Genomic DNA, 26,326 nt, shown 5'->3' with positions numbered 1-26,326 from the left:
ATGGCCTTTGAATTTGTGGACGAATTTATCAGGTTGATGATCCGCTTTTATATTGGCTATAAAGATAACATCCACCTCCGATCACTACGACTCCTCCAGCAAATAACGAAAATTTAGCTAAATTGCTCCAGGGTTTTGTCTGTGTAGATGAATGCATTGGTTCCTTCCTAGAAGGAAGACTTTCAATATCATCACTTTTTTGAAAGCCAATCGCTTGACTGAGCAATGTGTTGAATTTTTCTTTTTGCTGTTCATCATGACATTCTTCTAATGTACTGCCAAAGTTACTCTTGGGTTTGGCTTTTCTCAATCGTATGACTATATCCAGGCTTAATCTATATTCATCCCCAGCAGAATGGACAGGTAACCCGGTCTCATCCAGGTTTAATTCTAACCCAAAATGTCTTTCTTTTTTAGAAATGCAAATTCCTGTCGGACTTAGGACGGGAGGCGCTTTAAGACATCGAGGCATTGTTTTAAAAAACGAACTGGGACCTTGATCACGCAACACAATCGAGACGACATTTTCAAAAAAATTGGTCTCTCCTTGAGATACGGTGGAAGACAACATCACACCGTATTGGGGATGAAGTAAACTGGAGAAATCATTGGCAAAAGAGGCACTGAAGCAACTTCCCAAAATGATGCTCTGAATGACCACTTCTCTTTGAGTCAAGCAGTGATGGATTTCCTCAACATGCTGTGTTTTCAAAGCAGATAACATGCCATTCCATTTATCTTTGGGCCATCCATGACCTCCACCAATATAGAGTATGTGTAATTGCTGTTTTTTGCTTAATACTTTCTCCAGACTATGTTTCACATATTGGCTTTCTTTGTGCCCACAGGAGTCCTCATCTGATTTATTCGAATAAATAATTAATGATGAATTTTTCCTTCTTGCTTGCTTATTTAAATACCCGCGAATGTTTTTGATTGTTTGAATTTCCAAATCACTTTTAGGGCTATCCAGATTTGCTCTGAGCAGATCACCAATTTCATGTAGTGGGTTGGGGTGTAAGAAACATTTGGATTTCAATTGTGCCCATCGTTGACAATTCATTGTATCTACTGTTTGATGGGTTAAATGGCTTTTTAATTCAGCTGGTTTAATACCGCACAGGTAACTTTCTTGTGCCTCTTCTTCGTTGATTTCTGAAATTTCTTTTTCAAAACGTCCCCCATCATTTTTTTGCGCAACAACATACCATTTGTTGCCGTCGCTTTCATCACATACCAGCCGTATTTCATTTTTTACTGCAGGGATATCACCAACCACACAACTCTCATTACTCAGTTTCACAGTAAACTTTGTAATGGAGGTATGCGTTTCATTGCGCTCATAATGTAGTTTTGCAAGTTCAAGAAATTGTTTCACTCCTGCTGGGACTTTCGCTATCTCTGAATCAAAATCCATCTCTTTCGTAATTCCGGCCAATGCCAAAATCTTTAATATATCTTTACTCTCCAACCCCGCTGTATTTAACAAGAATAAGTTACTCATACTCCTGAACCTCTTTAACTCTGTATATACTTCAACAAAGCCAAAGACTAACAAAAAAACATTAAGACGGTATTAAGCTCAATATGAATTAAATTTACTCATTCATGAAGAAAACACATACTTGATGGCCGGGATCTTTATAAAAAATATCACTGAGTCAAGGTAGTTCAGGATGGCTCTAATTGAGGTAAAATAGAGTTCATCTATAGTAACTGATTTAACGCCAGAGACTTTAATTAACTGCCTTTAGGGTTATATTGAATAGAAGGGCTTCAGTCTACCTTTTGGCCTGTCGGTTTTTTACTAATTTTTGCTGGTGTCAGGTTGTTGGTAATGCGGGAAACGGTTCTATCGACACGCCGTTGCAGCATGATTTCAACCATGAGGGTTTCATTGGGATGAAGAATTTTGTTGATGTCGGCAAGCGAGCAATGAAAATCAAGTAGTCTGTAATAGGCAAGGGCATTATCATTTGCCTCAGGATAGGCTTTGAGACGGAATCCGAGATTACCCTGCATCTTGGGGGTATTAATCCCTGTTTCCATGATGTCGTAGTCAAGATAATAGGTCAGTTTGCCCTGATCATACTGGTTTTGCTGCCGATCCACGAAAAAACCTGTAGGCAGCGCATATTCACTATATTGTGGGCCTGCTGTGAGATAAAGATCATAATCATCCAGATGATTGCCACGATCATCGATAATGCGAAATACAATCATGGAATAACGGCTGGTTATGAATTTTCGTTCATGGAGCAAGGTTTTTACCACATTTATATGCTCCTTTTCTTGAGTCTCTTTGGTTAATTTATCCAAATCTTTTGCCAAGGTATTATAGGCATTCCGATTTTTTACCTGGAGGCATCGCAAGATCCAAATCGCTGTGGGATGGTCCGCCGCGTTGGCCATAGTTACGCTACGAAGGATCCCCATTTTTTTACCAGAATGTGAACAACCAGGCAGAATCCCCCATGCCATTTGCTTTGTCCGTTTCATATTGGTAACGACCAGATTTTCGCCGTTGTCTCCATCCTGATGTAACTTTAATAAACTGTAATTCATATTTGCCGAAGCAACCCGTATGACTCCATCTGATCCGGCTTCTCCTGTGTAAGAATTCACGGCATCATAAAGTTGGCGATCAATTTTCTGGCCGGTAAGTACAAATGGATAGATGCCATTGGCAAGACCATCATAATCTAGCCAGCTTTCATTAAGCTGCCAGCTCATATTACTGCCGAGCTCTAGCCAATCTAGTACATGTTGTCCAGGTTCAATCCCTTCGAAAAAACTTTTGATGCGGCCTAACCGGGATTTACCCAGTTGAGCCAGCGCAGAACCGTGGTTTGCGGGAGCCAGCATGATGAGATGGCTCAATGGGCATTTAGCAAGCTTGTTTTTATAATATAAATCCATCCATTTGCGCACAACCGGGCCGCCGGTGGAGTGGGTTATACAGGCAAATCGTTCGCCATTTTGCAGTTTATCCGCAATTTCATCGCGCACGGCATGATCAAATGCACGTGCTATGTCATCCACTGTTACGGTATCGTCAAAGCTGATGTAGCGCCCTAGGTAGACATTACCCACTTGTATCGTGAGTTTTCCTTCTTTGCCCTGGCTTTCCAGCCATTGAGGAAGTTCTCCATAGGTGTTGGTGTGGGTGACGCTCCAGCCATGGACAAAAATAACAATCATAATTTTCCTTAATAATTCAGCTTCAGTAGGTTTTCTCGAATGATGGCGATGATATTATTTTTCAATTACCAACATCAATGCAACTAAAAAATGACCTTATAATCTGCAGCTTAGGACGAAGCAGGAGATGCTTGTAGCTTCTCATTGAATCGTTCTATCCGCTGGTGACATTGCAGTTTCGCTTGATTGAATTGACTATCAAATCGAGGCCCTGTAAATAAAAGTGATTGATTACAATTGCTGCTTGAGTTCGCAATATGCATTGCTCGGGTGCAAAAATTATCAACCGCAGAAGCCATGGACTCCTTATCATATTCAATTTGTTTTAGATCAGAAATAAAATCATATAAATCCATTTCTAACCATTCAATTGCATTGATAGTTGGCACACTACATTGACACAAAATATAGTTAATGAGTTCATGGTTTCTATATATTTTATTCTGCAGCTTGTTGTCTATACTTTTAACCCTATCCATATCTAAATGATTTTTATCTACAACCGAGGCGTGGATGGTACCGCCTTCTTGACGATATATAATCCATTCATTGTTTTTATTCACTACGGCAATTGTTTGATTATCGAGTTCATTTTTTTCAGGCTCTTTATCCAGAATTATAAGTTTGGAATAGCTGTTCTGGTATTGATTGATTGATGCGATGCATTTTTGAATGCATTCAATTAAAGGTTGTACTTGATAATAGTTTTTCCAATACTGATCGATATCGTATAATTGACTCGGATCAGCCGGGAAAAAAGAACTCTCTTTGCTTAAAAAAACTTGCATGTATTTGTCATATCTTGAATTGTTCCAGGCAAATTGTGCCGTATAAACTAGCGGAAGTAGTCCATTGCTCATAAGACAGTTTATCTCTGTTTTTGGATGTTGGATCAAAGCTTTTAAAATATCATAATGACCTTCTCTAATTGCAATCTCTAGCGGATTTCCTAGATTCACATTCAAAGCAGGATGTTCTAATAATGCTTTGACTGCGTGGATATTCCCATAGAGGACAGCGGTACATAAAGGATTCATTCCCACGTCATCCCCTAAATTCACATCAATCTTAGGGTGTTGTAGTATCAATTTAAAAGTTAGAACAGATTCTGCGGTTTTTGAACGAACCATTTCGGTTAATAATGTAGGTTTAGATAGCCCACGCCGGTAATTTAAATCGATATCAGGATGTTTTAGTAACTCACGGACAATATTTAAATGTCCTTTTTGAGCGGCAATATTGATAGGTTTATCATATTGTGGCCCATCTAGGTTGACATCAATAAATGAAACAATACCTTCTGCGCTATATATCGCAGAAAATATTTGTGACTTTATCGTGGGATTATCGAGTATCGCATGAATTTTGGTACGCCCTTCTTTAGATAGCAAATAGGTAAGCTGAGCCTGGAATATGGGCTCATTGATTTTTTCGGTTAATTCTTTGAGGTTTAAGTAAGAAACATAATCGTCAGTTAGCTTTCCAGAAAAGATTGTTCCATGGTGATCGCAAACAGTATATTCACCCTCATGGGATAAATAGATATGTCCATTTTCTGCTTGTGGAGGATTCGTCTCCGGGCTAGTGATCATAACAAAGCGATAGGGACGTAAATCAGACAAGTCCATAGTTCCCGTCTCAATTTTTCCGGTACGTATTTCGCCATGGATGTTATACACTTTGTATTCCCCAGAAGCAGAGAGATAGATGGTATTCGCATGGTAAGCTGGTTTAATAAATTGCTCAGCGGGCATCCAGAATAAATAATTTTCATCATTTACTGGAATAATCTCTTTGTCCCGGGCGAGCAGGGCGCTCACAAGTGCGATATCCCCTCTATCAGCAGCTATATGCAATGCACCCTGTGACATATAAACTGAATTTAATCCGATGTGTGGATGATTCAATAAAATATTGATTGTTTCGATATCGCTTTTTTTAAATAATGCGTAAGCTAAAATAGTACTTTTTTTGATCCCAGGTTCTTGTAGCAAACGTTTTACAATGTCATGTCGATTGTTTAATACGGCACAACCCAGGGGATTAAGTTCTTCTAAATGAGTTTGTGGAATTCCCAATTTTTTTATCAACAAATCGACAATTTCAACACGACTCTGAGATGCGGCGAAAGACTTTGATGCATTAAAGCAACTTTATCCATGGGATATTCCAATAGCTCATTGACAACATCCGCCTGGCCGAAAAGTATTGCGAGGATTAAAGCTGAAAACTTAATGTCATTCAGTTTATTTAAATCAATATCCCCTCTCTTGGCTAACTGTGAAACTTTATCTGCAAATCCATACGCAGCAGCAATGTGTAAGAGTGTATTTCCATAGGCATCAGCTTGATTGATATCCGGTGTTTGATCTAAATGAATAGCAAATGCTTTATCTGAAATATGGGTTAATTCGTTGGCAAAAGATGTTGTTTTTTCAAGTTTTTCATCGGTATAAACGTTAATGCAAATGTGGACTACATCTTCTGAAAGTTTTCTCTTTTTAAATGCATATATGATTTCTGCAGTCACCTCATCAATCGATTCAAATTCCAAAATAGCATCATGATTGGTTAAAACCCATTTATTTTTTTGTAGGTTATAGAATACATGAATGTCATGATTTCCTGACGAAATAACACATCCAGGAGATAACTCATCATATTCTTTAACCTTCTCTAAAAAAGATTTCAAGGGCTGACAATTTTGGTTGGAAACAGCAAATAAATAACGATTTGGATGAGGTAAAGGAGAAATTAATTTGTCTTCAGAATCTTTATCATACATGACCTGTTCTATTTTATAGGTATCCAATTGGTTAAAATAATCGCCATGATCCAGATTCAAATATTTTTGAGTATCGCGCGGACTAAAATGTGCCCAGATTTGAAAGAAAAAGGACTCCACGGTTAACAGTATTTGTTCGTCTTGGGATAGGGGGATCGTCGTTTTTTGCTGTCGTAAATTTTTATCGTGTTCTTTGGCACTCTGTAATAATGCCTGCAGTTGAGTGGGCTTTAGAGAGTTTAAGTACGCCATTCTTGTTTGAAATGGATCAAATTGTCCGGCCCAACGTGCTCTTTGTGCCATGAGAGCGATACCTTTACAGACACCTTCTTCATTGCTGGGATATTGCAATTCCTCCATTAGATTGATAATACTCATACTTGACTCCAGATATTTGCTCCTTATTCTTTGCATTTGAGAGTAAATTTTCTATTGAACCCATGCTGCGATAAGGATTGAAAAACAACAATTAGTATGATTATTGTACTGCAATGAAATGGGGATAAACTGAAGTCCCCTACGCAAAATGCGCATTGAACATAGGGGAACTTATTTTTATTTTTTTAATTTTATGAAGACTTTAGTGAGAGGGGTACGCTATCACCTCAAAAAGCTTCTATTTTTGAGTAATCGGTATAACCTTTCTCAGCGCCGCCGTAGAAGGTTGTTGGGTCGGGCGTTGTTAAAGGAAATCCTCTGGTAAAACGCTCCGGTAAATCGGGATTTGCAATAAACGCACTACCAAAGGAAATTGCATCAGCACGTCCTTCTTTAATTGCTGCTTCGGCTGTTTGAAGTGTATAGCCTGAATTAAGGACGAGTATGCCTGTATATCTGTTTCTGATTTCTGGTGCTAATGGTTTGATTCCATCAGGAGGCTGTACGGGTTCCACGAGGTGTAACATATCGACTTGAAGTTTTTCCAATTGATCTACAAGGTAGAGATATGTCTCTTGGGGATTTGAATCGTTCATTCCATTAAATGGATTGTTTGGAGAGAGGCGCACGGACACTCGATCGGCACCCCAGACATCAATCACAGCTTGAGTAAGTTCTAATATAAAGCGGGCGCGATTGGCATAATTTCCACCATACTCATCGGTTCTTTTGTTGGAGCCATCCTCCAGGAATTGCGCAGGTAAGTATCCATTAGCACCGTGAATCTCGACCCCATCAAATCCTGCATCTTTGGCCAGTTGGGCAGAATTTTTAAAATCCTTTATGATTTCTTTAATTTCATGCAATTCGAGTGCTCTTGGCGTGAGGACATCCTTAGGTCCTGAAAAAGTAAATGATTTTCCCGAAAATCCAATAGCCGAAGGTGCAACTGGCAGGGCGCCACGATGAAAATCCGGGTGAGAAGCCCTGCCTACATGCCAAAGCTGCAAATAAATTTTACCCCCTTGTTCATGGACTTTTTGAGTGACTTTTTTCCAGCCTTCCACTTGTTCGTGGCTGTGAATTCCTGGAGTAGAGATATATCCCACACCTTGCGGACTCACTTGGCTTGCTTCTGTAAATATCAGTCCTGCAGAGGCCCGTTGCTCATAATAATCCGCCATTAAATCTGTCGGTATCTGTTGTGTGGCACGCGAACGTGTCAAAGGAGCCATAAATATCCGATTTTTAAATGTCAGCCTGCCTTTCGTGAGTGATTCTGCGAGTATTAAACTGTTCATAATAGATTACCTTTATATGTAGATTGCAAATTTCGTGGCGATGTACCAAAATATATTGGCCGACCAACTAATTCCAATATAGTTGGTCGGCCAAGTATTTGTCAAGATCGAATAGGAGTACCAATTGGTTAAAGCGAAAGGAAAAACGGAAACTGAAACACTGTATTGCAAAGTAGAAGAGACTTTCAATTTTCCAAAAGCCGTGGAAGGGAATGAACTCAGTTATCTCATTTTCCTGCTTGCCAGAACGCACAGGGGGATGGCAAGCGAATTATTACGGCCGTTTAATCTCTATCCTGGCCAAGAACTTCTGCTCATGCAATTATGGGATAAAGATGGTCAAAGTCAGATAGAACTGATTTGCCGTCTGGGTTTGGACGCATCTACTGTGACTAAAATGGTGCAACGATTAGAATGTCAGGGACATATTACCCGGACACCATCTACAACAGATAAAAGGGTCATGCAGGTCAATCTCACTTCATCTGGGAAAAGGTTAAAAACAAAAGTGAAAAAAATGTGGGCTACTCTAAATGCTGCAGCAACTCAAACCCTTAATGGTGAAGAGCAAGAACTAGTCAGTGTTCTTTTGAAAAAGATCGTATCAGGAATGCAACAAAGCGAAAAGAAAGCGTAGTTGGGCTTGGATCAATTTTAAAAAGGGTATGATTTAAATTGAAGTGGGGTCGGGCAAAAGCCCGACCTGCCCATTATAAAGAAGATGCTAGATAATTTAATATTTCACTACTTGGTAAAGCCGGGGTAAATATCTTACCACTCCAGATCATCATTTGATGCCAAGCCCAGATATCTGCTCCTAAATAGTAGGGATCATTTCTGGCATTATCATTAATGGCATTAATAGCAGCCTGTAGATAATCAATTTGACTCACTCCAGAACTTTGTCCGTTCACGGTTTCAAATTCATGGACGGATGCCGAAGCAGGAATACCAAACTGGTACTTCACTTGGTACGTTTTTGCATTATTCTTCATTCGAACTACTTCAGCATTTACAAATTTTGTGTAATTACTTAATGAATTAGCAACACCGCCAGGATTAGAACCTAAGTCATATAAGGAATCAATGACATAGCCATTTCCATATTGATTGAAAATCTTGGCAAAAGTGCTGTTGACATGTGAAGCTGTGGTAAAGACCGAGAAGGTACGTCCATGCGGATGCGCAGCATCGACGCAATGATAAGGATCTTCTTGATTCGGCCCATTATGCTGACCTGCGAAATTCTTGGCGATTTGTGCAAAGAAGTAAGCTTGTCCAGGCTGGTCGATATCAAAAGGCTCAAGATCAAATGAAACCCCTGAAACATTGTCATCGGCGCAATAGAGACTCGCAACATTATCGGCATAAATACTTGCTTCCTTTTGGGTAAGATTATTAAATGTCTTAAGGTATGGACCTCCTACTACTCCATCTAAAGTCGGATACATTTCAACAGGATTAGAGGTGTCACGTGCCGCATTAAAATAGGCCGTGGTGGACTGGGGCTGATAATAAACATGCATGTTTTCTGCAGTACAAGGCGTTGTAGAGGATGATCCTCCAGATCCTTTACAGCTCATCTCCATATCACCACCGTAACTAAATATCCGTGTAATTTTATGGCCTACCCCTGCTTTGGTGTTGTATTGATTAATATCTGCTGCAAACAATCCAGGTTTTGTACCCGTTTTCCGACCATTGCTGTCATAGGTAGTATCATAAACCCAGGTTCCATTTCCATATCCCATGGGGAGTTGGCTGGGAGTATACACCATAGTTACTTGCGTGGTTTCTTGGGAAGAGACGTTTGCATTAACGGGTGCCGCTTGATAAGTGCTGGTCCCATTACTGACCGAAGAAGAAGAGATGTTGTAAGAGCCCTCTGCAAGACTCGTCAACTTCCACTGCGTTCCCCATTTAACCATTTGATTATAGGTTTGCCCCATTCCTGTAACAGATATTTGAGGATTGTTTAATCCTGCTGTGGGCTCTGTAGGGATATTGATGGTTAAATTGCCTGTAGTGGGTGGAACCAACGTATATTTCACTGAAGCTTGAACAGTTTGTTGTGCAGAGACTGACACATTAACGGGTGCGCTTTGATAGGAATGTGTTCCATTACTGACATTTGAAGAGGTTATCGTATAGGTACCTGCAGTAAGGTTATCTAATTCCCAGTTTGTACCCCAATTGACATTCTGATTTAATGTCTGCCCCATACCCGTCACAGTCACTTGGGGGGTACTTAATCCAGCTTCAGGAGCAGATGGTACGCTAATTTTTAAATTTCCTGTGTCATTTGGCGGTGTAATACCCGCTGCCAAAAATACAAAAGGTCCGGTAGGTGCTGGGAGATCGGGTGCTGCATTAAATTGTATTGTGAGTGGATAATCGCAATGAGGATCGGGCTTTAATGTAAATTGTGCTCCGCCAAGGAGAACTACCTTTGTACCTTGTTGACTGGCAACACGCCATGCAGCCCAGGGTTGTCCCCATATGTTAGTGGGCATGGGAACTGAATAATTAAAATCCAATTCGATGTCATTGAGCGGGATAGAATTGGGTGTCGTATTACAAATAGAAATTGTTTCCACCCAATACTGATTGGACACATTCACTACAACAGGTACAGGGGATCTTTCAATAACTGTGGTTACTGTTTTATCTTGTAGTGCAAAGGCTGTATTTATAAAAAAACTGATTAAAATGAATATCCATATTTTTTTCATAGGTCTTCCTAATCCTTGTCTCTATAGAAGGGAACCTAATAATATATATTATTAGTTCTGATATTTCAAAGAGTTAGCTTATTATTACCCGGAATGAATGCTTTTATTTCTCGATAGAAACAGAAACTATGGAAAAAAAACAGCGTGAGCAAATATTGGAGTTTCTCCGTAAATAAGGGAAGCAGGTGATTCGCCCTAAATGTTGCTGATGAATTGCATTTTAAATAGAAACTGTCGGGTTAAAACCCGACTTTTTTTGAAAAACGTCCATTTAAATTATTCACCTGCTTCTTTTTGTTTTTTGTAATTCATCCACTCCTCATCGTGAGTAAATATATATTGGCAGGCACGCTGAATAAAATAATCTTTATATTGAATTCCCGCCCAATTACAATAATCTTCAATTTCTTTTACGACTGAAGCGTGCAGCCTGATGCGAAATTGAATCTTATCATCCTCTTTTTCTGGTGAAATTAGCATATATAATTCTCTCAAATATATCAGTTTCAGTTAATGACAAGTGAAATCCTTGTATGTCCTTTTAATTTAAGCTTCCTGTTAATTTAAGCTTCCCTGCATTTTAAATGAATAAAGTTATCTGAATCATTGGTGATTCCGAGTTGCGCTTTAGATTCTAACTTTAATTTCAATTCATTGTCATTATTCAGCGAAGCAAAAGATAAACTCATCAAAGTCCCTTCAGGCATCATCAAATGATTGACAAAGCTTGTATTGGTCTTTGTGATGAAATTTAATAAATAATCATTGTTGTCGCCATAATATATAATGCTGCAGGTTAATAATCTCGATGTATTTAGATCCCCATGGATTACCATTTCTTCATTCGGTGGCAACTCCAAAGTGCAATCCGCATGAGCAAGGTAAGGTAAAGCAAATAAAATAATTCCATAAGAATAAGTCCTAACTGGATTCGATTTCATAAAATCCTCCTTATCACATTGGATAAACAATTTTGATTGTCCTGGCCATAAGGCCAGGCAGCTTGATGATGAAAAGGTAAAAACCTTGTCAGAAGGAGTTATTTGTTAACTAAAGAATATTGTACTTCACCTATTTTACGAGATTTTTCTACAGCATAATCCCCTTGTGATGAGTTTTCTGTATGTTCACAAAACGTGGATTTATTCTCTAAGGTATACTTGATTTTTACTGTTTTCGTGGGTAAAGAAATAGTATGAAGCGTAAATTCTCCGTTCATTGGCAAATCGGAAGTGGTATGGCCAATTGTAAACACTTGTTCTGAATGGCTTTTTAATTCTCCTATAAGTCCTGGTTGAATATCAGCGCCACTTAATTTAATGGAGGTGATTAAGAGGTCATCGGCCAAATTATTTTTAAGTCTTATTTGGAAACCATCACAAGCCGGAGATGCAGAGGCGGCTCCTGTCACAATTAAAGAGGCTATTAATGCATATTTTAAATTTGTCATTTGATACTTCCTTTTTTGTTGTTAATTATCATCAGTATAATCATGTCTCTTTAATCGTGTCAACGAAATGGACTGAAAAATATACTATATTGTCAAAAAAAATTGACATTTAATTATATAAAATTGTGACGAAAATTTCATGGGATAGAGAAAGAGAGGAGGAAGTGGGGGGATTTTCACCCGCTTATGGATACAAAAAACACAATAACTTGACAAGATAATCAAAATTAGGACAAAATAATAATTTTCCAAACTAGAATATTAATGCCGCAGATTACAGATTTTTCTCTTTTTCTGGAGACAAACGTTCTTAGAAACGAATTCGGATTTCAATACAAGCTCGGTTTACCCATCATTCCTCAAGTACAACGTGGTCAAGTCTGCAAATTAAATGCTTTAAGTGTGGTTTTAAATTCCTTGCATCAATTTAGGGAAATGCCCAAACCTTTACCTTTGAGAAAAAATAGGAATGAATATGCTTATTCGATGCGGGAACTTTCTAAAGAAAAATATGATTCCCAGGTTGGAGAAATATATAGTGCTCAAGTTTTAGCTGCTATAGCTGCAGATAATGGCTATCCAGATTCGAGTATATATACTGAAAATCAATACCCCCTATATGTAGGTCGAATCATTGCTGCTATGGAAAATGACCAGGCACCCATTATTTTTTATGATGTGGATCAGAGTGGGGAGCCGGCCCTCTACATGAGTGATCGCGAACATGCCGTAGTTGTTGCAGGATATTTTATAAATAAGCAGCAGGAGGAGTGCTTTATTATAAGTCAATGGGGAAAATATTATTGGGTTAAAGCTGCAGATGTTTTTGCATCAACAAGCCAACTTTCTAAATCTCGAACCCCTGAGGTATTTTACAAATATGATTCAGGATGGCATGATCTTTATTCCACCCGCTTTGCACCTCCAGAACTTTTTACAAAAGCCCCTACTGAGCGAAGAACAGCACATGAAGTACCTAAAGGCGATGGTGGTTTAAAGAATAAAATTTTGGTGATAAACCATCAGCCAAAGGTCGAAAAAACCAGCCTATATTCCTCTCATTTCACGATGTTTTCATCTAAGGAAAGTGAACGCCTTTTTAGAGAGGATTTGGCGCGTAAAAATATACCTCGCACTACTTTCTGACAACTAATTTGTTGTAATGGACTTAAAAAATGGCATGCTCTTAATGATGTTCCTCAAAATCAAGGCTTTATCCCTTTAATCAAAGCAACTGAAAGACGCTTCATAATCTGTTAGAATTGTTTTCTAAATTCAAATGAAATTCAATCATTTTAAAATGTATGAACCAACAGGAGAAAACAAAGCAACGTACAGGAGACATCAATGCTTGAATACATCAAATCAAATATGTGGTTAATATATATAGTTACAGCCATAGTGGGAATTGGATTAATCCACATGGTTTTCGCACGGGTTACACGCTTTTTAATTAAAAAAGTCGAGCAGCGCAAAATACTGTTTGCGGAAGCCTTTTTAAAAGCATTCTCATTACCAATGGGATTTTTAATTTGGTTTTTGGGTTTATCTTTCATTTGCACTATTTTTCTAGCTTTTAAAAAAAACTCGTTTTTAGTTTCTAATATATCTGTCATTAAACAAATTGGCTTTGTCATTATTTTATGTTGGACTTTTATCCGCTTTATTCGTTATTTTGAATCGCTCTATTTAACTGTGCAGGTACAAAAGTCTAAAATTGTGGACAGGACGTTAGTACACGCAGTTGGGCAGTTATTAACTATAGCTGTATGCATCATTGGTCTTTTACTGGTCATGCAGGCAATGAATATTCCCGTAGCTGGTTTGCTTGCTTTTGGAGGAATTGGTGGCGCTGGAATTGCATTGGCTGCTAAAGATTTATTGGCCAATTTTTTTGGTGGGCTCGTTATCTATCTGGATAGACCTTTTAAAGTAGGGGACTGGATTCGTTCTCCTGATAAAAATATTGAAGGAAATGTAGAGTATATTGGTTGGCGGATGACCCGAATCAGAACATTTGATAAGCGGCCTTTATATGTTCCTAATGGAATATTCTTGACAATCAGCGTTGAAAATCCATCTCGGATGCTTCAGCGACGCATTAAAACCAATATCAGTATTCGCTATCAGGACGCCAATAAAATTAATCAAATCACCAAGGAAATAAAAAAATTGCTTTTGGCACATAAAGAAATTGATCAAACCCAATCCATCACTGTGAGTTTGGTCGAATTCGGCCCCACTTCTCTTAATATCTTGATTTCGGCATATTGCAAAACGATTAAATCAACCCAGTTTTATGACGTGCAGCATGGAATTTTTATGAATATACTCGAGATCATCACAAAGAGCGGGGCTGAATGCGCCTACCCTGTTTAACAAAGCTTAATACCACATATAACTGCATTTCTCCTATTTATAATGACCAATAGGAGAGGATGCGGCTTTTTAACTGGTATTTCGTTTGTCTAAAGCAAATTCTGGTTGTGTGCACAGCTCATCTTGTCCTATCGCTTTTTTTGCAAATCCAATAGTCAATATTCTTTCACTTCTAAAGTAAGTATTTTTTATCTTTAGGGCAATTCATTTTAAAAAACAGAACTTCTAATTCCAAATTCGGATACAGGAAAGTGCCGTTGGACGATCCCGCAATCATTGAACACTGGATGTAGTCAAGGCCCTCAATATGCATAAAATTATTTCATGTAGAATTAAAATTAATTTAGGTGTCCTTAAGAAATCCTTAATGTTCAATATATATACTTACAATTAATAAATTACCCTTTTAGTTGTTCAAAAAACTATGAAAAGTAGTAATCCTCTTATCGTAGAAACATTAAATGAAGCTCAGTATATCTGGCATGAATTTTATGCCAAATATAAAGCATGTCTTCCTTCACCTGTTCCTCCAAAAGTAGTGTCCACCTCTGAACAGTCACAAAAGGAATATGATAAAAAAGAGGAAGCAGCGGCATTGGTGTTACAAAGGTGGTGGCGCAGACGTTTAATCTACAACCTTGTTCCCATACACGGTGATAATTATAGCCCTGAACTAAGACACCTTGTTCATGATCAAAAGGTAAACATGTCTTTGAGTCCCTGGCGATTAAAATTACTTGAGGAAGCTTTAGTTGCTGGTGATTGGGATGCAGGCATTTTAAAAACAGAAAAACATATTTATCAAGCAATGGCTTTGTTCAATGCGGGTAAGATCACACAACAACAAATGTATACCTTGCTGGAACGTCATCAAATTATGTTTGATAAAGAGGGCGGATATAAGCTTAAAAAAACTCACAAAATATTAGGAAAGGATGGCGAATTTACACAAGATGCGAAAGAGATTCTTTTGCCCGTGTTATCTCATCTACTTAATTCAGATGAAAAAATAGAATCCTTTAAACTTCTTATTGAGGCATTACCCCTTTCTGAGCAAATGTTTTATACCATGAGTGTTGGAAACAACAATCCGCATTCCGACAGACACCTAACTGGTTTATTAGTACAAGGAAAAGCCATACATTATAAAGATGATCAATTTATTCAGATATCATCCGGAGGACATGATTCCGCAAACTTGGTATCCGTTGGGATAGATGAATATATTCGTCTTATGTTAAAGCTTGGCACCCTTAAAATGGGAGAAATTGAGGAAGGGATAAAAAATCACGCTCGCTATGGAGCAATATCTTATCCAGGTAGCCCTTCCTATCCAGTGCACGGATATAAAACAACTGGAATGGAATCGACTGCACATGATCGGTATCATAGTTTGTTAATGACGCGCATCCCCAATAATATTATTTATGCTTTCCAACATATGGTTGAACTTTGTAGAGGATTATCCCCTGAAATAGAATGGTCTAAGGAAATTTGGGAATGGACTGACTTGGCTGTCGAGTTTTATGGATATATTGAACAAGTTCCTCTCGCTCAAAAATATATTGAACAATATGAAAAAATGAAGGAAGAGAATGGAGATTTGGAGCTGGTTGATTTTGCTATAGATAACATCCAGGACAGCAAATTAATCACTCAGGTTCTCCAAATTTATGATCGCAATTCTGAATATACTGGCGATTTTCTCGATCTTTTCCATAAGCCAGCCTCGAAATTAACTCCTGAGGAATTAACCACTATTTTTTGTCATTTCATTACTTTCGGTTTTCACAGTTCGAAAGATTACACGCAGGGCTCTTATCTATTTACCTACAAAAAAAATATTACTTTAGTAGGTTCATTGGTATTACTCGATATGTATTTTAACCCAAATACGTGGAAAAGCTTTAATATTGACACTGGCCATCTATTAGGCGACTCTCCTGATTCAAATATGTCACCAATGAAATATTTTTTGGATCTTATCCACTCTATTGAGCCTAATTTAAAAAATCAAGACCAAAAAATTCAACTTTTAGAATGTTATCTTTTTTTTCAACTCTGTAGTCAAGATCCGGAAAATATACCTTTCCACATTGAAAAAATTAATGAGCTACATGAGATTATTCTTGAAAATAAAGGAGAGTTCCTGGAAAAACTAAAGTTTTCAAAACTAAAATCCCAAAACCAAGATGAAAACAATACCCTCATATTAACTTATGGTGGGGAAAATTGTATGAAATGGGACATTGATACATTTAAAAAAGAAATTTCAAAACCTGCCCAAGCTGAAAATCACAAATCTAAAAAACCTCGAAAATCGAGCTTATCCTCTGGAAATGGATTTTTTAGTAATGATACTGGGGAGACCAGTTCAAGTACTCGTACTTTGCAAAGCAAAAATTCTTTTTCGAGTTAAATTCTAAGTAAGCAGCAAATAAAGATTAAATAAAAGGTCCTCCAGACAAATGTTAAAAAGCAGAGCGGCTTTCCCTATATAGTTTCATCCTGCTTTTTGATTTTAGATTAAGTCGAATCAGCATCGAAGCAATCCATTCACTTATTGCCTCACCATGAGTTGGTTGTCGATATTTTCTTTAATAGAATCTTTAACCTGGAAGAGTTCTTCTAATATAACTCCTATTTCTTTAAATACATTTGCCATTTTTTCACGGTAATAATAATCATATTTATGGCTGGTGTTTGTCCAAAGGTCTGGATGGAATCGATTTAAAAAGAATGCATCCGCTAGTTTTTCTTTATAACCAGGACTTATAGAATATAATTTTAAAATAGGATGATGAAAATCGCTTACTTTAAGAAGTGGATTTAAAGAAATAACGATGAAAAAGGGCATCTTGTGTTTCAATCTTTTTTGGTTTTCAATAATGAGTTGCATGAGGCGATTGCATTCTAAAGTGTTGATCGTAAAAATTAAAACAAGATGGTTCGAACCAAATCTCGAAATCCTCCCGGAGCCATTCGACTCATTGGCATTTAAAGAGCCATTTTCCTTTTTATAAAAATATTCAGTCGGGAGGTTGTACGTACAAGTACTCTTGATGCGATCAGAGATAAAAACGCTGCCCCATGTACCCAATTGCTCAGCCAAATAAGCTTTTTCTTCATCTGCTTGTAGGGAGTTATCAAAATAAATAGTTAAACCAAATTCATCGGAGTCCATAGTAAGCTGCTCCTTAAGCTCGGCGACTTGCGTTTTTACATTGGCAGCAAAAAAATGAGCATAGTTATTGTCTTTTTTTGACAGTCTTGCCATTTTGGCATACCTACTCAATAAAGTTTCTTTTCTTAAATAATAATCCTTTCCTGCTTGAGTGAGCATTGAAGCATGCAGCATTTCTTTGGATACCAATCGCAAAATATTAATCTCTTCATCTTTTTGCAGATATTCTAAAATGTTGACCCAGCATTCTTTTGGCAAATGCATATCCTGATCTTTTAAGTTACTATTTTTTTTAAAAATCCGGGAAAAAATATGGTTAAAATACATGAACTTATATTTGCGAGATCAAATAGGGCAAATATATTAATAGAAATAGACTACAAAAAGAAGGAAGAATAAATCTAATTGTTCTTTAATTAAGTCTTAGTTTAAATTTTCGAAGCAACAGAATAATAAACTCTCCATGAGAGAATTAAAATGTCCTTTAAAATACTAGAGCGAGCTTCGAGTTGCACTGCGGGCTTTAAAATGGATAGATATTGCATGAAATGATTTTTAATTTTTCGAACATAGTGATATATTGTTGTTCGAAATTATAACACCTTTGGCGTTTATGTATCACAAATACCCAGGCTTTTTCCCTGCTATAAAATCTGTTGCAAGCGTAGAATTTACAAATGTTGCCATGACTTCCTCTGGAGTTAAAACATTATATCGAGGTGATCCACACATTCCTCATATCATTTTTTTAATGGCTTCAGTGGTTACTGGGGTTTTTTGTCAAAGCTTTCCTGAAATCGTGGGTATGGAACAAATCAGGCTGCACAAATTAACCAACCTATCTAATGATTTCCATATGGTAAGTATGACAGAGGATCCTGAAGTCGCCAAAAGTGTGGGTAGAGGATGTATCCTGGAGATAGATCCAGTTTTATTTTTGCACGATTGTGTCGATGTTCATGCAACTTTCAAAAGGAATGCTCTAAATTTCCCTTCTCGAATGGAAAGAGAAAAAGAGCATATTGCCTTAGTTTTACCTTTTTGCAGCATAAAAAATATTCAAATTGGCGATAAGTTTTTTGAGAACCCTTTTTATCTCAATATTCCGGTGAATGATTTAGCAGCCTTAGAATCGTTTAAGTCTTTGTATGATCAACTTATTTTAATATTAAGGCAAAAATATACTCAATTACCTGATGAGCAAGAAGAAAAAAAGAGTTTACACGCATTTTTTTTAGCTTATTTAGATTTTTATAACAAATACAGTAGTAGCAACCCTTTTAATTTTACCCTGGACGAATTAACTCTGCGCTACCCTGAGTTTATGACAGAATTCTTACAAATGAATAAGCTTACAACCAATGGTGAGTTGATGCGTGATCTTTTTATTGGTTCTTCACATAATCTTTTTATAGAACACCCTTATACTAAAAATATAGGAGATGCTTATATCAATAGGGCTAAAAATAGCACTACATGCGAGGAGGACCCTTGGGCAAAATCAGTCTATGATTAGCTTGCTAAAGCTTTACTCCTTTAAATTTACTTCTAAATTGTAAGATACTCAACTTCAAAATACATTAAAAAAAATTCAAAGAACAATTTGATCCTGCACCCTTGAAACGGTATGAACATTAGAGCAATTCGTTCAACAATGATACTCGATTGGATAATGTAATCAACAATATCATGCAGGAGAAATAAAGATCAGAAGAAAAGACGATTAATTTGTGCTATCAAAATTCGGGTCGGCTATCAGCCCGGTTACTTTTTAGGAGGAGGTGGTGTTGTTAAGGATTATAGGGATCCGTTTCATGTTTATCTATATTTTCTTGATTCGCTGCTTGTTTTGATGGAGTGCTCTGAGTTGAGCTACTCGAAAAATTTAAAATGCCCATTTTGACTAAGGCCTTATCTGCAATTCGAGACTCCACTCTTTTTAGCAAATCGAGATCATCCGATCGACGTAATATTTTGGCTTCATCAGCAAAACTCTCTAAAATTGCATCATTGACGCGTACAAATCTGACATAGTCCTGTTGTTCCTGGCGGGAGGGGAACCCTTTACCTGCGATAAGATCATCCTCTGAAAAGTTATCAAAATGCTTTGCCGAGAAAGCAACAAACTGCGGCTTGTCATTGGCTGGGCAAATCATGGTAATCGGTACACTAGATGGACCTATAGCATAACTCAATTTGGCTTCCGATCGATAGCGTTTACAAAATTGATTGGAGTCTTCAAAAAAGGTAACCTCCAAGGAGAATTTTTTAAATGTCTCAAACAATATCTTACAATTTCTTAGTTTTTCCTGGCCGCCGAGAACATGGATGTAAAAATCCTGGCTTTTGAAGTTGTCGAGTAATCGTTGTACATTATCCGATGCTAAGTTGGTATCGTATAATATCAACCCATCAAAATGGGTCAGGAGCCGGTGAGCATTATTTTTTTTATCAATAAATGCTATGGCGATGCATTCTGTCATACCACTAGTAACAAGTACCGTGTCTGCATCATCTGTAACAAAATACTCACCTTGAGAAATATATCTATAATTTGGCATATTCGTAAAAAATTGTATTTATTGAGCAATTATGGGTCAATATCTGCCTTCTCGTCAAATCTTTCCACAGAATTGGTAAGAACAAACACGAATTTTTCCGCGTAGAGAATAAAACATGAAATAAACAAATATTATTTTAAATCAAACGGTTATTGCATCTTTTGTCCACATCTGAATCCTTAATCGGTTTTCACTTGCCTATCCAATTTTTTTTAATTTTCGATTTATATTTTGGATCTGGAATTGAATCAAATTGAATTAAGGTATTATCCTTAACTTAATGTTATTCAATAAATAATATGCCTTAAGTTATTGATTGAGTAGATAGAGCTGGATTTGTACAGAGATAACAAGGAGTGTCAATCATGTCACAAACGCGTATTGAAAAAGACAGTATGGGAGAAGTTGCGGTTGAGGCGGACAAATTATGGGGTGCACAAACACAACGATCTTTGGAGCACTTCAGTATCGGGCATGATTTGATTCCGCGGGAAATGATAACCGCTTATGCTATTTTGAAAAAAGCAGCGGCAATTTCAAATCATGCGAGCGGGCGATTGGATGAGAAACAAAAGAAATTAATTGTCGAGGTCTGTGATGAAATCCTTTCCGGACAACATCACGATATGTTTCCCTTGCATGTTTGGATGACCGGCAGTGGTACCCAATTCAATATGAATGTGAATGAAGTGATTGCAAACCGCTGCAGCCAAATTTCGGGTACACCTTTGGCAAGCAAAACGCCAGTACATCCGAACGATCATGTGAATATGGCGCAGTCATCTAATGATTCTTTCCCTACGGCCATGTACATTGCTTCTGCAGTCCAAATGAAAGAAAAATTGCTTCCTGCCCTCCAAGCTTTAACTCAATCGCTAGAAAAAAAATCTAAAGACTGGAAAGACATAGTCAAAATTGGACGAACCCACATGCAAGATGCAACACCTTTAACTCTGGGGCAAGAATGGTCAGGCTATGTCGGTATGATGGAAGAAAATTCAACTAATCTCGAGAATGCACTTAAGGGTGTTTATCATTTGGCACTAGGAGGAACTGCAGTGGGTACCGGATTAAATTCAGCACCCAATTTTGCAGAAAAAGTTGCTGAAGCCATTGCCAAGCTAACAGGTCTGCCTTTTGTCAGTGCGCCCAATAAATTTACGGTTCAAGGGGCGCATGATGCTTTGGTTCAATTATCCGGAACTTTACGTACCCTTGCAGTTTCTTTATATAAAATTGCGAATGACATTCGCCTCCTTTCTTGTGGTCCTCGAGCTGGATTTGCTGAACTTAAAATTCCGGAAAATGAACCGGGTTCTTCCATTATGCCCGGTAAGGTCAACCCGACTCAATGTGAAGCACTTACCATGATTTGCGTGCAAGTCATGGCAAATGATGTGGCTATTGGATTCGGAGGCGCTGGTGGTTATCTGGAAATGAACGTATACAAACCACTCATTATTCACAACCTCACACAATCGATAACTTTATTAACCGATGGTATGACGAATTTCAGGAAATTTTTAATCGAAGGAACCGAACCCAATTTGAAGCAAATCCAGACATTTGTGGATCGCTCCTTAATGCTGGTGACAGCCTTGTCTCCAGTGATTGGTTATGATAAAGCCTCTGCCATTGCACATTATGCAATGGATCATGATCTTTCTTTGAAAGAAGCTGCGTTGCAACTAAATTTTATCAGCGAGGCTGATTTTGATCGCATCGTTGATCCCAAGAAAATGGTGGCGCCTTATGTCTCCCATAAATGAAAAGACACTGGATGAACAAAAAAGTACTTTGGAACAGCAGGCGAAAATGATATTGGTTTTTGCCAAAGTGCTTTTTGTAAACGGTCAAACAACGACTCAGGTGATACGGGAGACAAAAAGAATAGCTAACAAATTAGATCTGCAGGTTCTATTGATACCACGATGGGGTGAATTATGGATGCAAATCAGTCATTCTTCAGGAGCACATTCTGAGTGTTTTACGATGACTGATCCTGTGAGTGTTCATATGGGCAGAGTGATTGCAACCATGCAAGCCTTAGAACCTTTTTATGCTGGCAAGGCGACTTTGGAGGAAGTGTATGCAAAGCTTCAATCCATTATGAATAGGCCGACTTCTCCTACCTGGTTGTTCACTTTAGCTGCAGCTTTTGGCGCGGTTGCATTAGGGTTTATTTTTGGATTGAATGAATGGGCCGCTGGGTGTCTCATTTTTTTTAGCGCTGCACTTGGTGGTGTCATTCGCCGCTATCTCGCAACAAAGACTACGAATATTTTTGCCCAACCTTTAGTCGCGGCGGGAATTGCGGGTATTATAGGAGGTATTGCCGTACATTATGATTTAAGCACCTCTTTGCGCTTGGTGGCGTTATGCCCTTGTATGGTTCTTGTTCCGGGCCCCCATTTTCTCAACAGCGCCTTAGATTTCATTCATGGACGGATGCATCTGGGTATGGCGCGGCTTGCTCTCGCTTTCTTAATGTGCCTCAGTATTTCATTGGGCGTTTGGGTAGGTATGACCATGATGGGCTGTGATTTACCTGTTGACCCAGTGTCCTATCAAAGGGTGCCTCTTGGATATGATATGATTGCAGCAGGGATAGCAATCCTCGCCTACAGCATCTTTTTCTCAGCTCCTTTACGCTTTATGGTCTGGCCCGTCGCTATTGGTGTTTTGGCCCATATGTTACGATGGCTGGCTTTAACGGGCTTTGGAGCCAGTACTGCTGCTGCTTCCTTTTGGGCATGCCTTTTAGCTGGAATTATATTAACCCTGGTTGCCTATAACAAACGAATGCCTTTTGCCGCATTTTCTTTTGCTGCCGTAGTGTCTATGATACCTGGGGTATATATTTTTAGAATGACCAGTGGGATAGTTGCTTTAACAAATAGCCAGAATATTACATTTACTTTACTAAGCCAGACAATTTATGATGGTTTAAATGCTCTGGTGATCACAATGGCCATAAGTATTGGTTTGCTTGGCCCTAAGGTGATATTGGATAAACTAACGCAACAAAGCCCCATCCAATGACCTGATTTGCTTGCAGCGAAGAGTGATAATTGGCGGACTAAAAATAGAAAAATTGTCCTTCTCAACAGGAATAAAAAAACCTATAATCCCAACACTGTAATGACATTCTCGATTCATTACAGGCACCATTTACCTGATTAAGAAGACGTCATCATGTTATCCTGGTTTTTTCAACTCCCTCTTGTGACACTTATTGTTATTTCCCTTTTAGGTTGCTGTATGGAAATTGATATTTCCTTACCCAGTTTTCCGAGTATTATGACATTCTTTGGCAGTACCGAGGCCCAAGTCCAAAATACATTAAGCCTTAATTTTTTAGCCTTTTGCATATCAGGATTGCTCTATGGTCCGTTATCTGAGAGTTTAGGCCGGCGTATTTTAATGATTTTTGGGGCAAGTTGCTTTTTATTCGGGGCAGTGGGTTGTGTGTTTTCTTTCTCGATATACCAGCTCATGTTTTGGCGGTTTATTCAAGGACTGGGCGCGAGCAGTACTGTAGTGATTGGATTTGCCATGATCTCTGATCGGTATCAGGGCGAAATTGCGGCAAAATACATTAGCAAGATAAATGCCTATGTCACCATTTTTATGGCTGCAGCTCCTGTTCTAGGTAGCGTTATTATTAATTATTTCACTTGGCGGGCAAATTTTACTTTTGTTGCAATAATTGCATTCATCTCCTGGATTTTTTTGATGTGGCAATTACCCGAAACCAAAAATGAAAAAGAGCCTTTAAAAATGGGGAACATCCTTAAGGATTATTGGGCAATTGCTTCGCATAGTAAATTTTTGCTTTATGCCAGTATGCCGAATATGTTAGTGACTGCCTATCTCACTTTTGTCGGAAGTGCTTCGTTTTATTATATTAATACTTGCCAATTATCTTATTTTCAATTTGCCCTGCAACAGGGACTCATTGTATTTCTTTTCTCACTAACCAGTTTTTATGCCGATAAAGTGATTGCACGAATTGGCGGTCGAAAAGCAGTCCATTTAGGAATGCTATGTTGTACCCTATCTATTGTGATGTTTACCTACTTTGCATTCAAATATCCTGATTCGCCCTATTTAATTACGTTTTCCATGTGCTGGATGGCAGTGGGTTGTGCTTTTCCAATGAGTGTTACTTTTGCAGAATCCCTGGAAATTTTACCTCATCTCAAGGGAGCATGCTCTTCATTCATTATGTCAACACGTCTGTTTATTTCTTCAGGAGCAGTTGCTTTAACGGGTATTCTATTTGATGGTTCCATGCGTCCTGTGGTACTTGTCATTGATGTAGCGATAATTTTAGGTATCTGTATGTATTTTGCCATCGAGCGAATGGCAGCGCCTAAGGAGAACCTCTTGAAAGTAACATAACGGATTTTTACTTTGAGAGCCTGAATTGTTGCTTTGGATTGTATCTTTAAAATGAAACCCCCATTCAGGAAATGATAGACTGACTCTGAATGGGGGTTTTTTATATTAAATACCCAAGAGGATTAGAAGTTGAAATAAGTTCTATCATAGCAGTATAAAACATGTTTCTTCTTGCCAATGATTACTGTTTTTGTAGTTGGGGTAGTGAGAACTTTTACCTTTCTAATTTTCTTAAGCGCACAAACTTTATCTACTGCATTGATGCGTATAAAATAAAAACCGCCTACAGGTGTTACTGTATCGGGTATATAGTATCCATCACCACGAACTTCCACGTCAGTAAAAGTAGGAGCAGTGCTAACACCAGTAATACTTACTTTATCGTTCACTTCAGTCACATTGGTATTAGGATCTACATTCATTACATCGACATTGGTAGAAGTACTGTTCATTTCGGTAGAAGTACTAGTACCTTGTGTTCCAGTAGCATTTGTATCTGTAGATGGAGCACTAGTGGAATTAGGAGTCGTTGTGGTGTCTGTAGATGGAGCTGTAGTAGACGTATTCATATCTGGAGAGGCGCTTCCAGGGCTTGTCGTTGTGTCTGTAGAAGGAGTGCTCGTATCTGAAGATGGAGCGCTAGAAGGTGCAGTTGTATCTGAAGCTGGTGTTGTCGCAGGGGTACTTGTATCTGTAGAAGGGGAAGTTGAGGTTGTACTGTTTGTACCCGTAGTATCAGTAGATGGGCTACCCGTACTCGTGCTCGTACTGTCATCCGCTGCAAAAGCCATCGCCCCGCTTAAAAGAAGTACCGTCGCTAAAATTGATCCTTTTTTATTCATGTTGCTCTCCTTAAATTTTTTAATAACAATTATGATCTTAGCATAGAGTCTGAGTTTTGCTGTGGAGAAAGCATTTTTTATCAAAAATTTCTAAGGTCATATTTTTTTATTGAATAACAAACATCTTGAAACTTATTGATAATAGCAAATTAAAAATTTTATGTATTGATAATCTGTATTATGGTATGTATGGATAATCACTGGGGTTTACATGATATAGGTTTTTGAAGGTTTCATCATCAAGGATCATCCCTGATCCATGATGCGCGCCTCACGACTTCTGTTATTGTATCCTCGTGAAGTGTTTGCAAAAAGAAAAATATCTAGTTCACCTCATTTTTCTAGAAGAGATTGTAGATAATTGATTAGGTTTGACCGCAAATAGAGATTGATTTAAACAAGAAGTATTAATACATCAATTGCTCATCTCCATTGAACGACCCCTTTAATGCTCGCTGCCCAAAGTAGCGGACTGGATAATACTTTATGATAAATGGCCTATACTTTTGATATAAAATCCAATATAGGAATAATACGATGATACACGGAAGATCAGATTCTAAAGCCATTGAGGAGGGGATTATAAAAATACTTAATTCCCTGTTGGAAATGGAAATGGCTGGAGTGGTACGATACACCCACTATTCATTCATGATTTTTGGTTTCCATCGAATCCCAATATGTAAATGGATGCGCGATCAGGCTCAAGAAAGCTTAAATCATGCCCACATGATAGGAGAGCTGATTACTCGATTTTCCTACCATCCTACCTTGAAGATCGGGAAACTGTTAGAAACGCACCAACATAACATCAGTAATATTTTAGAGGAATCTTTAGAACATGAAACTTCAGGATTGAGTTTGTATTATCAATTATTAGAAATTTCAGAGAAAAAATCAGTGTTTGTAGAAGATTTTGCGCGAAAAATGATTCAAGAAGAAGAAATGCACATCGATGAAATTAAAAAGATGCTTATGGATCCCAAAACATTAAAAGACTAATGATTCCACTCCTGAATTCCCAGGCGACATGACGCAGCTATATGAAATTATTTGCTAATGTAATGAATCAGACTAACCTTAAAAGAGAGGAAAAAGGAGTAAATTGG

General features: G+C 38.0%; 21 protein-coding genes. 9 read left to right on the top strand and 12 right to left on the bottom strand.

All coding sequences use genetic code 11. The annotated features are described in order from the left end of the window. Nucleotides 1-28: 28 nt before the first annotated feature. From BU07_RS0101080 to BU07_RS0101060, 5 genes are all read right to left on the bottom strand, one after another. Nucleotides 29-1,504: a hypothetical protein gene (locus BU07_RS0101080; protein WP_031562795.1), complete on the bottom strand. Its 1,476-nt coding sequence runs from the start codon at nt 1,502-1,504 to the stop codon at nt 29-31. A gap of 272 nt (nt 1,505-1,776) precedes the next feature. Then, nucleotides 1,777-3,201, bottom strand: coding sequence for a phospholipase PlaB (gene plaB / locus BU07_RS0101075; RefSeq protein WP_031562792.1), 1,425 nt, complete (start codon nt 3,199-3,201; stop codon nt 1,777-1,779). Nucleotides 3,202-3,311: 110 nt separating this feature from the next. Beyond that, nucleotides 3,312-5,294, bottom strand: coding sequence for an ankyrin repeat domain-containing protein (locus BU07_RS0101070; protein ID WP_031562790.1), 1,983 nt, complete (start codon nt 5,292-5,294; stop codon nt 3,312-3,314). After that, complete coding sequence (locus BU07_RS0101065; protein WP_031562787.1) at nt 5,288-6,364, bottom strand: ankyrin repeat domain-containing protein; 1,077 nt, start codon at nt 6,362-6,364, stop codon at nt 5,288-5,290. The genes BU07_RS0101070 and BU07_RS0101065 overlap by 7 nt, the downstream gene beginning before the upstream one ends. Before the next feature lie 227 nt (nt 6,365-6,591). Further along, entirely contained in the window at nt 6,592-7,665 is a 1,074-nt protein-coding gene (locus BU07_RS0101060) for an alkene reductase (RefSeq protein ID WP_031562786.1), read from the bottom strand. A gap of 124 nt (nt 7,666-7,789) precedes the next feature. Between BU07_RS0101060 and BU07_RS0101055 the strand changes: the two genes are divergently transcribed. Next, a complete protein-coding gene (locus BU07_RS0101055; RefSeq protein WP_115262255.1) occupies nt 7,790-8,302 on the top strand; it encodes a MarR family winged helix-turn-helix transcriptional regulator in 513 nt (170 codons plus the stop codon). A gap of 73 nt (nt 8,303-8,375) precedes the next feature. Here the strand turns inward: BU07_RS0101055 and BU07_RS0101050 are convergent, their stop codons facing one another. From BU07_RS0101050 to BU07_RS0101035, 4 genes are all read right to left on the bottom strand, one after another. Beyond that, nucleotides 8,376-10,397 carry a hypothetical protein gene (locus BU07_RS0101050; protein WP_031562781.1) on the bottom strand — a complete coding sequence of 674 codons (2,022 nt, stop codon included), beginning with the start codon at nt 10,395-10,397 and terminating at the stop codon, nt 8,376-8,378. A 276-nt stretch (nt 10,398-10,673) separates the two neighbouring features. Continuing rightward, nucleotides 10,674-10,877 carry a hypothetical protein gene (locus BU07_RS0101045; protein ID WP_031562778.1) on the bottom strand — a complete coding sequence of 68 codons (204 nt, stop codon included), beginning with the start codon at nt 10,875-10,877 and terminating at the stop codon, nt 10,674-10,676. A gap of 83 nt (nt 10,878-10,960) precedes the next feature. Then, on the bottom strand, nt 10,961-11,338 hold the full coding sequence (locus BU07_RS0101040) for a hypothetical protein (RefSeq protein ID WP_031562776.1): 378 nt from the start codon (nt 11,336-11,338) through the stop codon (nt 10,961-10,963). Nucleotides 11,339-11,436: 98 nt separating this feature from the next. After that, entirely contained in the window at nt 11,437-11,847 is a 411-nt protein-coding gene (locus BU07_RS0101035; protein WP_031562774.1) for a hypothetical protein, read from the bottom strand. A 264-nt stretch (nt 11,848-12,111) separates the two neighbouring features. Here BU07_RS0101035 and BU07_RS0101030 point away from each other — a divergent pair, with 264 nt between their 5' ends. The 3 genes from BU07_RS0101030 (at nt 12,112) to BU07_RS0101020 (ending at nt 16,645) form a co-directional block, all read left to right on the top strand. Next, complete coding sequence (locus tag BU07_RS0101030) at nt 12,112-12,993, top strand: hypothetical protein (RefSeq protein ID WP_051635433.1); 882 nt, start codon at nt 12,112-12,114, stop codon at nt 12,991-12,993. Between the two features lie 201 nt (nt 12,994-13,194). Continuing rightward, nucleotides 13,195-14,226, top strand: a complete 1,032-nt coding sequence (locus tag BU07_RS0101025) for a mechanosensitive ion channel family protein (protein WP_031562770.1) — start codon at nt 13,195-13,197, stop codon at nt 14,224-14,226. 424 nt (nt 14,227-14,650) lie between these two features. Beyond that, entirely contained in the window at nt 14,651-16,645 is a 1,995-nt protein-coding gene (locus BU07_RS0101020) for a hypothetical protein (RefSeq protein ID WP_031562767.1), read from the top strand. Nucleotides 16,646-16,786: 141 nt separating this feature from the next. Here the strand turns inward: BU07_RS0101020 and BU07_RS0101015 are convergent, their stop codons facing one another. Next, a complete protein-coding gene (locus BU07_RS0101015; RefSeq protein WP_133134446.1) occupies nt 16,787-17,668 on the bottom strand; it encodes a hypothetical protein in 882 nt (293 codons plus the stop codon). A 355-nt stretch (nt 17,669-18,023) separates the two neighbouring features. Here BU07_RS0101015 and lart1 point away from each other — a divergent pair, with 355 nt between their 5' ends. Beyond that, complete coding sequence (gene lart1 / locus BU07_RS0101010; protein ID WP_031562763.1) at nt 18,024-18,926, top strand: NAD(+)--arginine ADP-ribosyltransferase Lart1; 903 nt, start codon at nt 18,024-18,026, stop codon at nt 18,924-18,926. Nucleotides 18,927-19,200: 274 nt separating this feature from the next. Here the strand turns inward: lart1 and BU07_RS0101005 are convergent, their stop codons facing one another. Further along, nucleotides 19,201-19,971, bottom strand: coding sequence for a hypothetical protein (locus BU07_RS0101005; protein WP_031562761.1), 771 nt, complete (start codon nt 19,969-19,971; stop codon nt 19,201-19,203). A 365-nt stretch (nt 19,972-20,336) separates the two neighbouring features. On the opposite strand from BU07_RS0101005, the gene fumC reads away from it, so the two are divergent. The 3 genes from fumC (at nt 20,337) to BU07_RS0100990 (ending at nt 24,375) form a co-directional block, all read left to right on the top strand. Further along, complete coding sequence (gene fumC / locus BU07_RS0101000) at nt 20,337-21,740, top strand: class II fumarate hydratase (RefSeq protein WP_031562759.1); 1,404 nt, start codon at nt 20,337-20,339, stop codon at nt 21,738-21,740. Beyond that, nucleotides 21,724-23,013 carry a threonine/serine exporter family protein gene (locus tag BU07_RS0100995; RefSeq protein ID WP_031562757.1) on the top strand — a complete coding sequence of 430 codons (1,290 nt, stop codon included), beginning with the start codon at nt 21,724-21,726 and terminating at the stop codon, nt 23,011-23,013. Before fumC ends, BU07_RS0100995 begins: the two co-directional genes overlap by 17 nt. Nucleotides 23,014-23,166: 153 nt before the next feature. Continuing rightward, on the top strand, nt 23,167-24,375 hold the full coding sequence (locus BU07_RS0100990) for a multidrug effflux MFS transporter (RefSeq protein ID WP_031562755.1): 1,209 nt from the start codon (nt 23,167-23,169) through the stop codon (nt 24,373-24,375). 122 nt (nt 24,376-24,497) lie between these two features. Here the strand turns inward: BU07_RS0100990 and BU07_RS17140 are convergent, their stop codons facing one another. Further along, on the bottom strand, nt 24,498-25,217 hold the full coding sequence (locus BU07_RS17140) for a hypothetical protein (RefSeq protein WP_031562753.1): 720 nt from the start codon (nt 25,215-25,217) through the stop codon (nt 24,498-24,500). A gap of 537 nt (nt 25,218-25,754) precedes the next feature. Here BU07_RS17140 and BU07_RS0100980 point away from each other — a divergent pair. Beyond that, nucleotides 25,755-26,219, top strand: a complete 465-nt coding sequence (locus tag BU07_RS0100980) for a ferritin-like domain-containing protein (RefSeq protein ID WP_031562750.1) — start codon at nt 25,755-25,757, stop codon at nt 26,217-26,219. The last annotated feature ends 107 nt before the right edge of the window (nt 26,220-26,326 follow it).

Source organism: Legionella wadsworthii DSM 21896 = ATCC 33877, from assembly GCF_000701265.1.
Classification (GTDB): domain Bacteria; phylum Pseudomonadota; class Gammaproteobacteria; order Legionellales; family Legionellaceae; genus Legionella; species Legionella wadsworthii.
Note: the sequence above shows the minus strand (reverse complement) of the source record. Positions and strands in the feature narration are given on the sequence as shown.

Excerpts from the sequence above, each read along its gene's own strand:
- plaB (WP_031562792.1), bottom strand. The coding sequence starts at position 3,201 with ATGATTGTTATTTTTGTCCATGGCTGGAGCGTCACCCACACCAACACC.
- BU07_RS17140 (WP_031562753.1), bottom strand. The coding sequence starts at position 25,217 with ATGAATAAAAAAGGATCAATTTTAGCGACGGTACTTCTTTTAAGCGGG.
- BU07_RS0101040 (WP_031562776.1), bottom strand. The coding sequence starts at position 11,338 with ATGAAATCGAATCCAGTTAGGACTTATTCTTATGGAATTATTTTATTT.
- BU07_RS0101025 (WP_031562770.1), top strand. The coding sequence starts at position 13,195 with ATGCTTGAATACATCAAATCAAATATGTGGTTAATATATATAGTTACA.
- BU07_RS0101005 (WP_031562761.1), bottom strand. The coding sequence starts at position 19,971 with ATGCCAAATTATAGATATATTTCTCAAGGTGAGTATTTTGTTACAGAT.
- BU07_RS0101065 (WP_031562787.1), bottom strand. The coding sequence starts at position 6,364 with ATGAGTATTATCAATCTAATGGAGGAATTGCAATATCCCAGCAATGAA.
- BU07_RS0101050 (WP_031562781.1), bottom strand. The coding sequence starts at position 10,397 with ATGAAAAAAATATGGATATTCATTTTAATCAGTTTTTTTATAAATACA.
- BU07_RS0101060 (WP_031562786.1), bottom strand. The coding sequence starts at position 7,665 with ATGAACAGTTTAATACTCGCAGAATCACTCACGAAAGGCAGGCTGACA.
- BU07_RS0101020 (WP_031562767.1), top strand. The coding sequence starts at position 14,651 with ATGAAAAGTAGTAATCCTCTTATCGTAGAAACATTAAATGAAGCTCAG.
- BU07_RS0101080 (WP_031562795.1), bottom strand. The coding sequence starts at position 1,504 with ATGAGTAACTTATTCTTGTTAAATACAGCGGGGTTGGAGAGTAAAGAT.
- BU07_RS0101035 (WP_031562774.1), bottom strand. The coding sequence starts at position 11,847 with ATGACAAATTTAAAATATGCATTAATAGCCTCTTTAATTGTGACAGGA.
- BU07_RS0100995 (WP_031562757.1), top strand. The coding sequence starts at position 21,724 with ATGTCTCCCATAAATGAAAAGACACTGGATGAACAAAAAAGTACTTTG.
- BU07_RS0100980 (WP_031562750.1), top strand. The coding sequence starts at position 25,755 with ATGATACACGGAAGATCAGATTCTAAAGCCATTGAGGAGGGGATTATA.
- BU07_RS0101030 (WP_051635433.1), top strand. The coding sequence starts at position 12,112 with ATGCCGCAGATTACAGATTTTTCTCTTTTTCTGGAGACAAACGTTCTT.
- fumC (WP_031562759.1), top strand. The coding sequence starts at position 20,337 with ATGTCACAAACGCGTATTGAAAAAGACAGTATGGGAGAAGTTGCGGTT.
- BU07_RS0100990 (WP_031562755.1), top strand. The coding sequence starts at position 23,167 with ATGTTATCCTGGTTTTTTCAACTCCCTCTTGTGACACTTATTGTTATT.
- lart1 (WP_031562763.1), top strand. The coding sequence starts at position 18,024 with ATGTATCACAAATACCCAGGCTTTTTCCCTGCTATAAAATCTGTTGCA.
- BU07_RS0101045 (WP_031562778.1), bottom strand. The coding sequence starts at position 10,877 with ATGCTAATTTCACCAGAAAAAGAGGATGATAAGATTCAATTTCGCATC.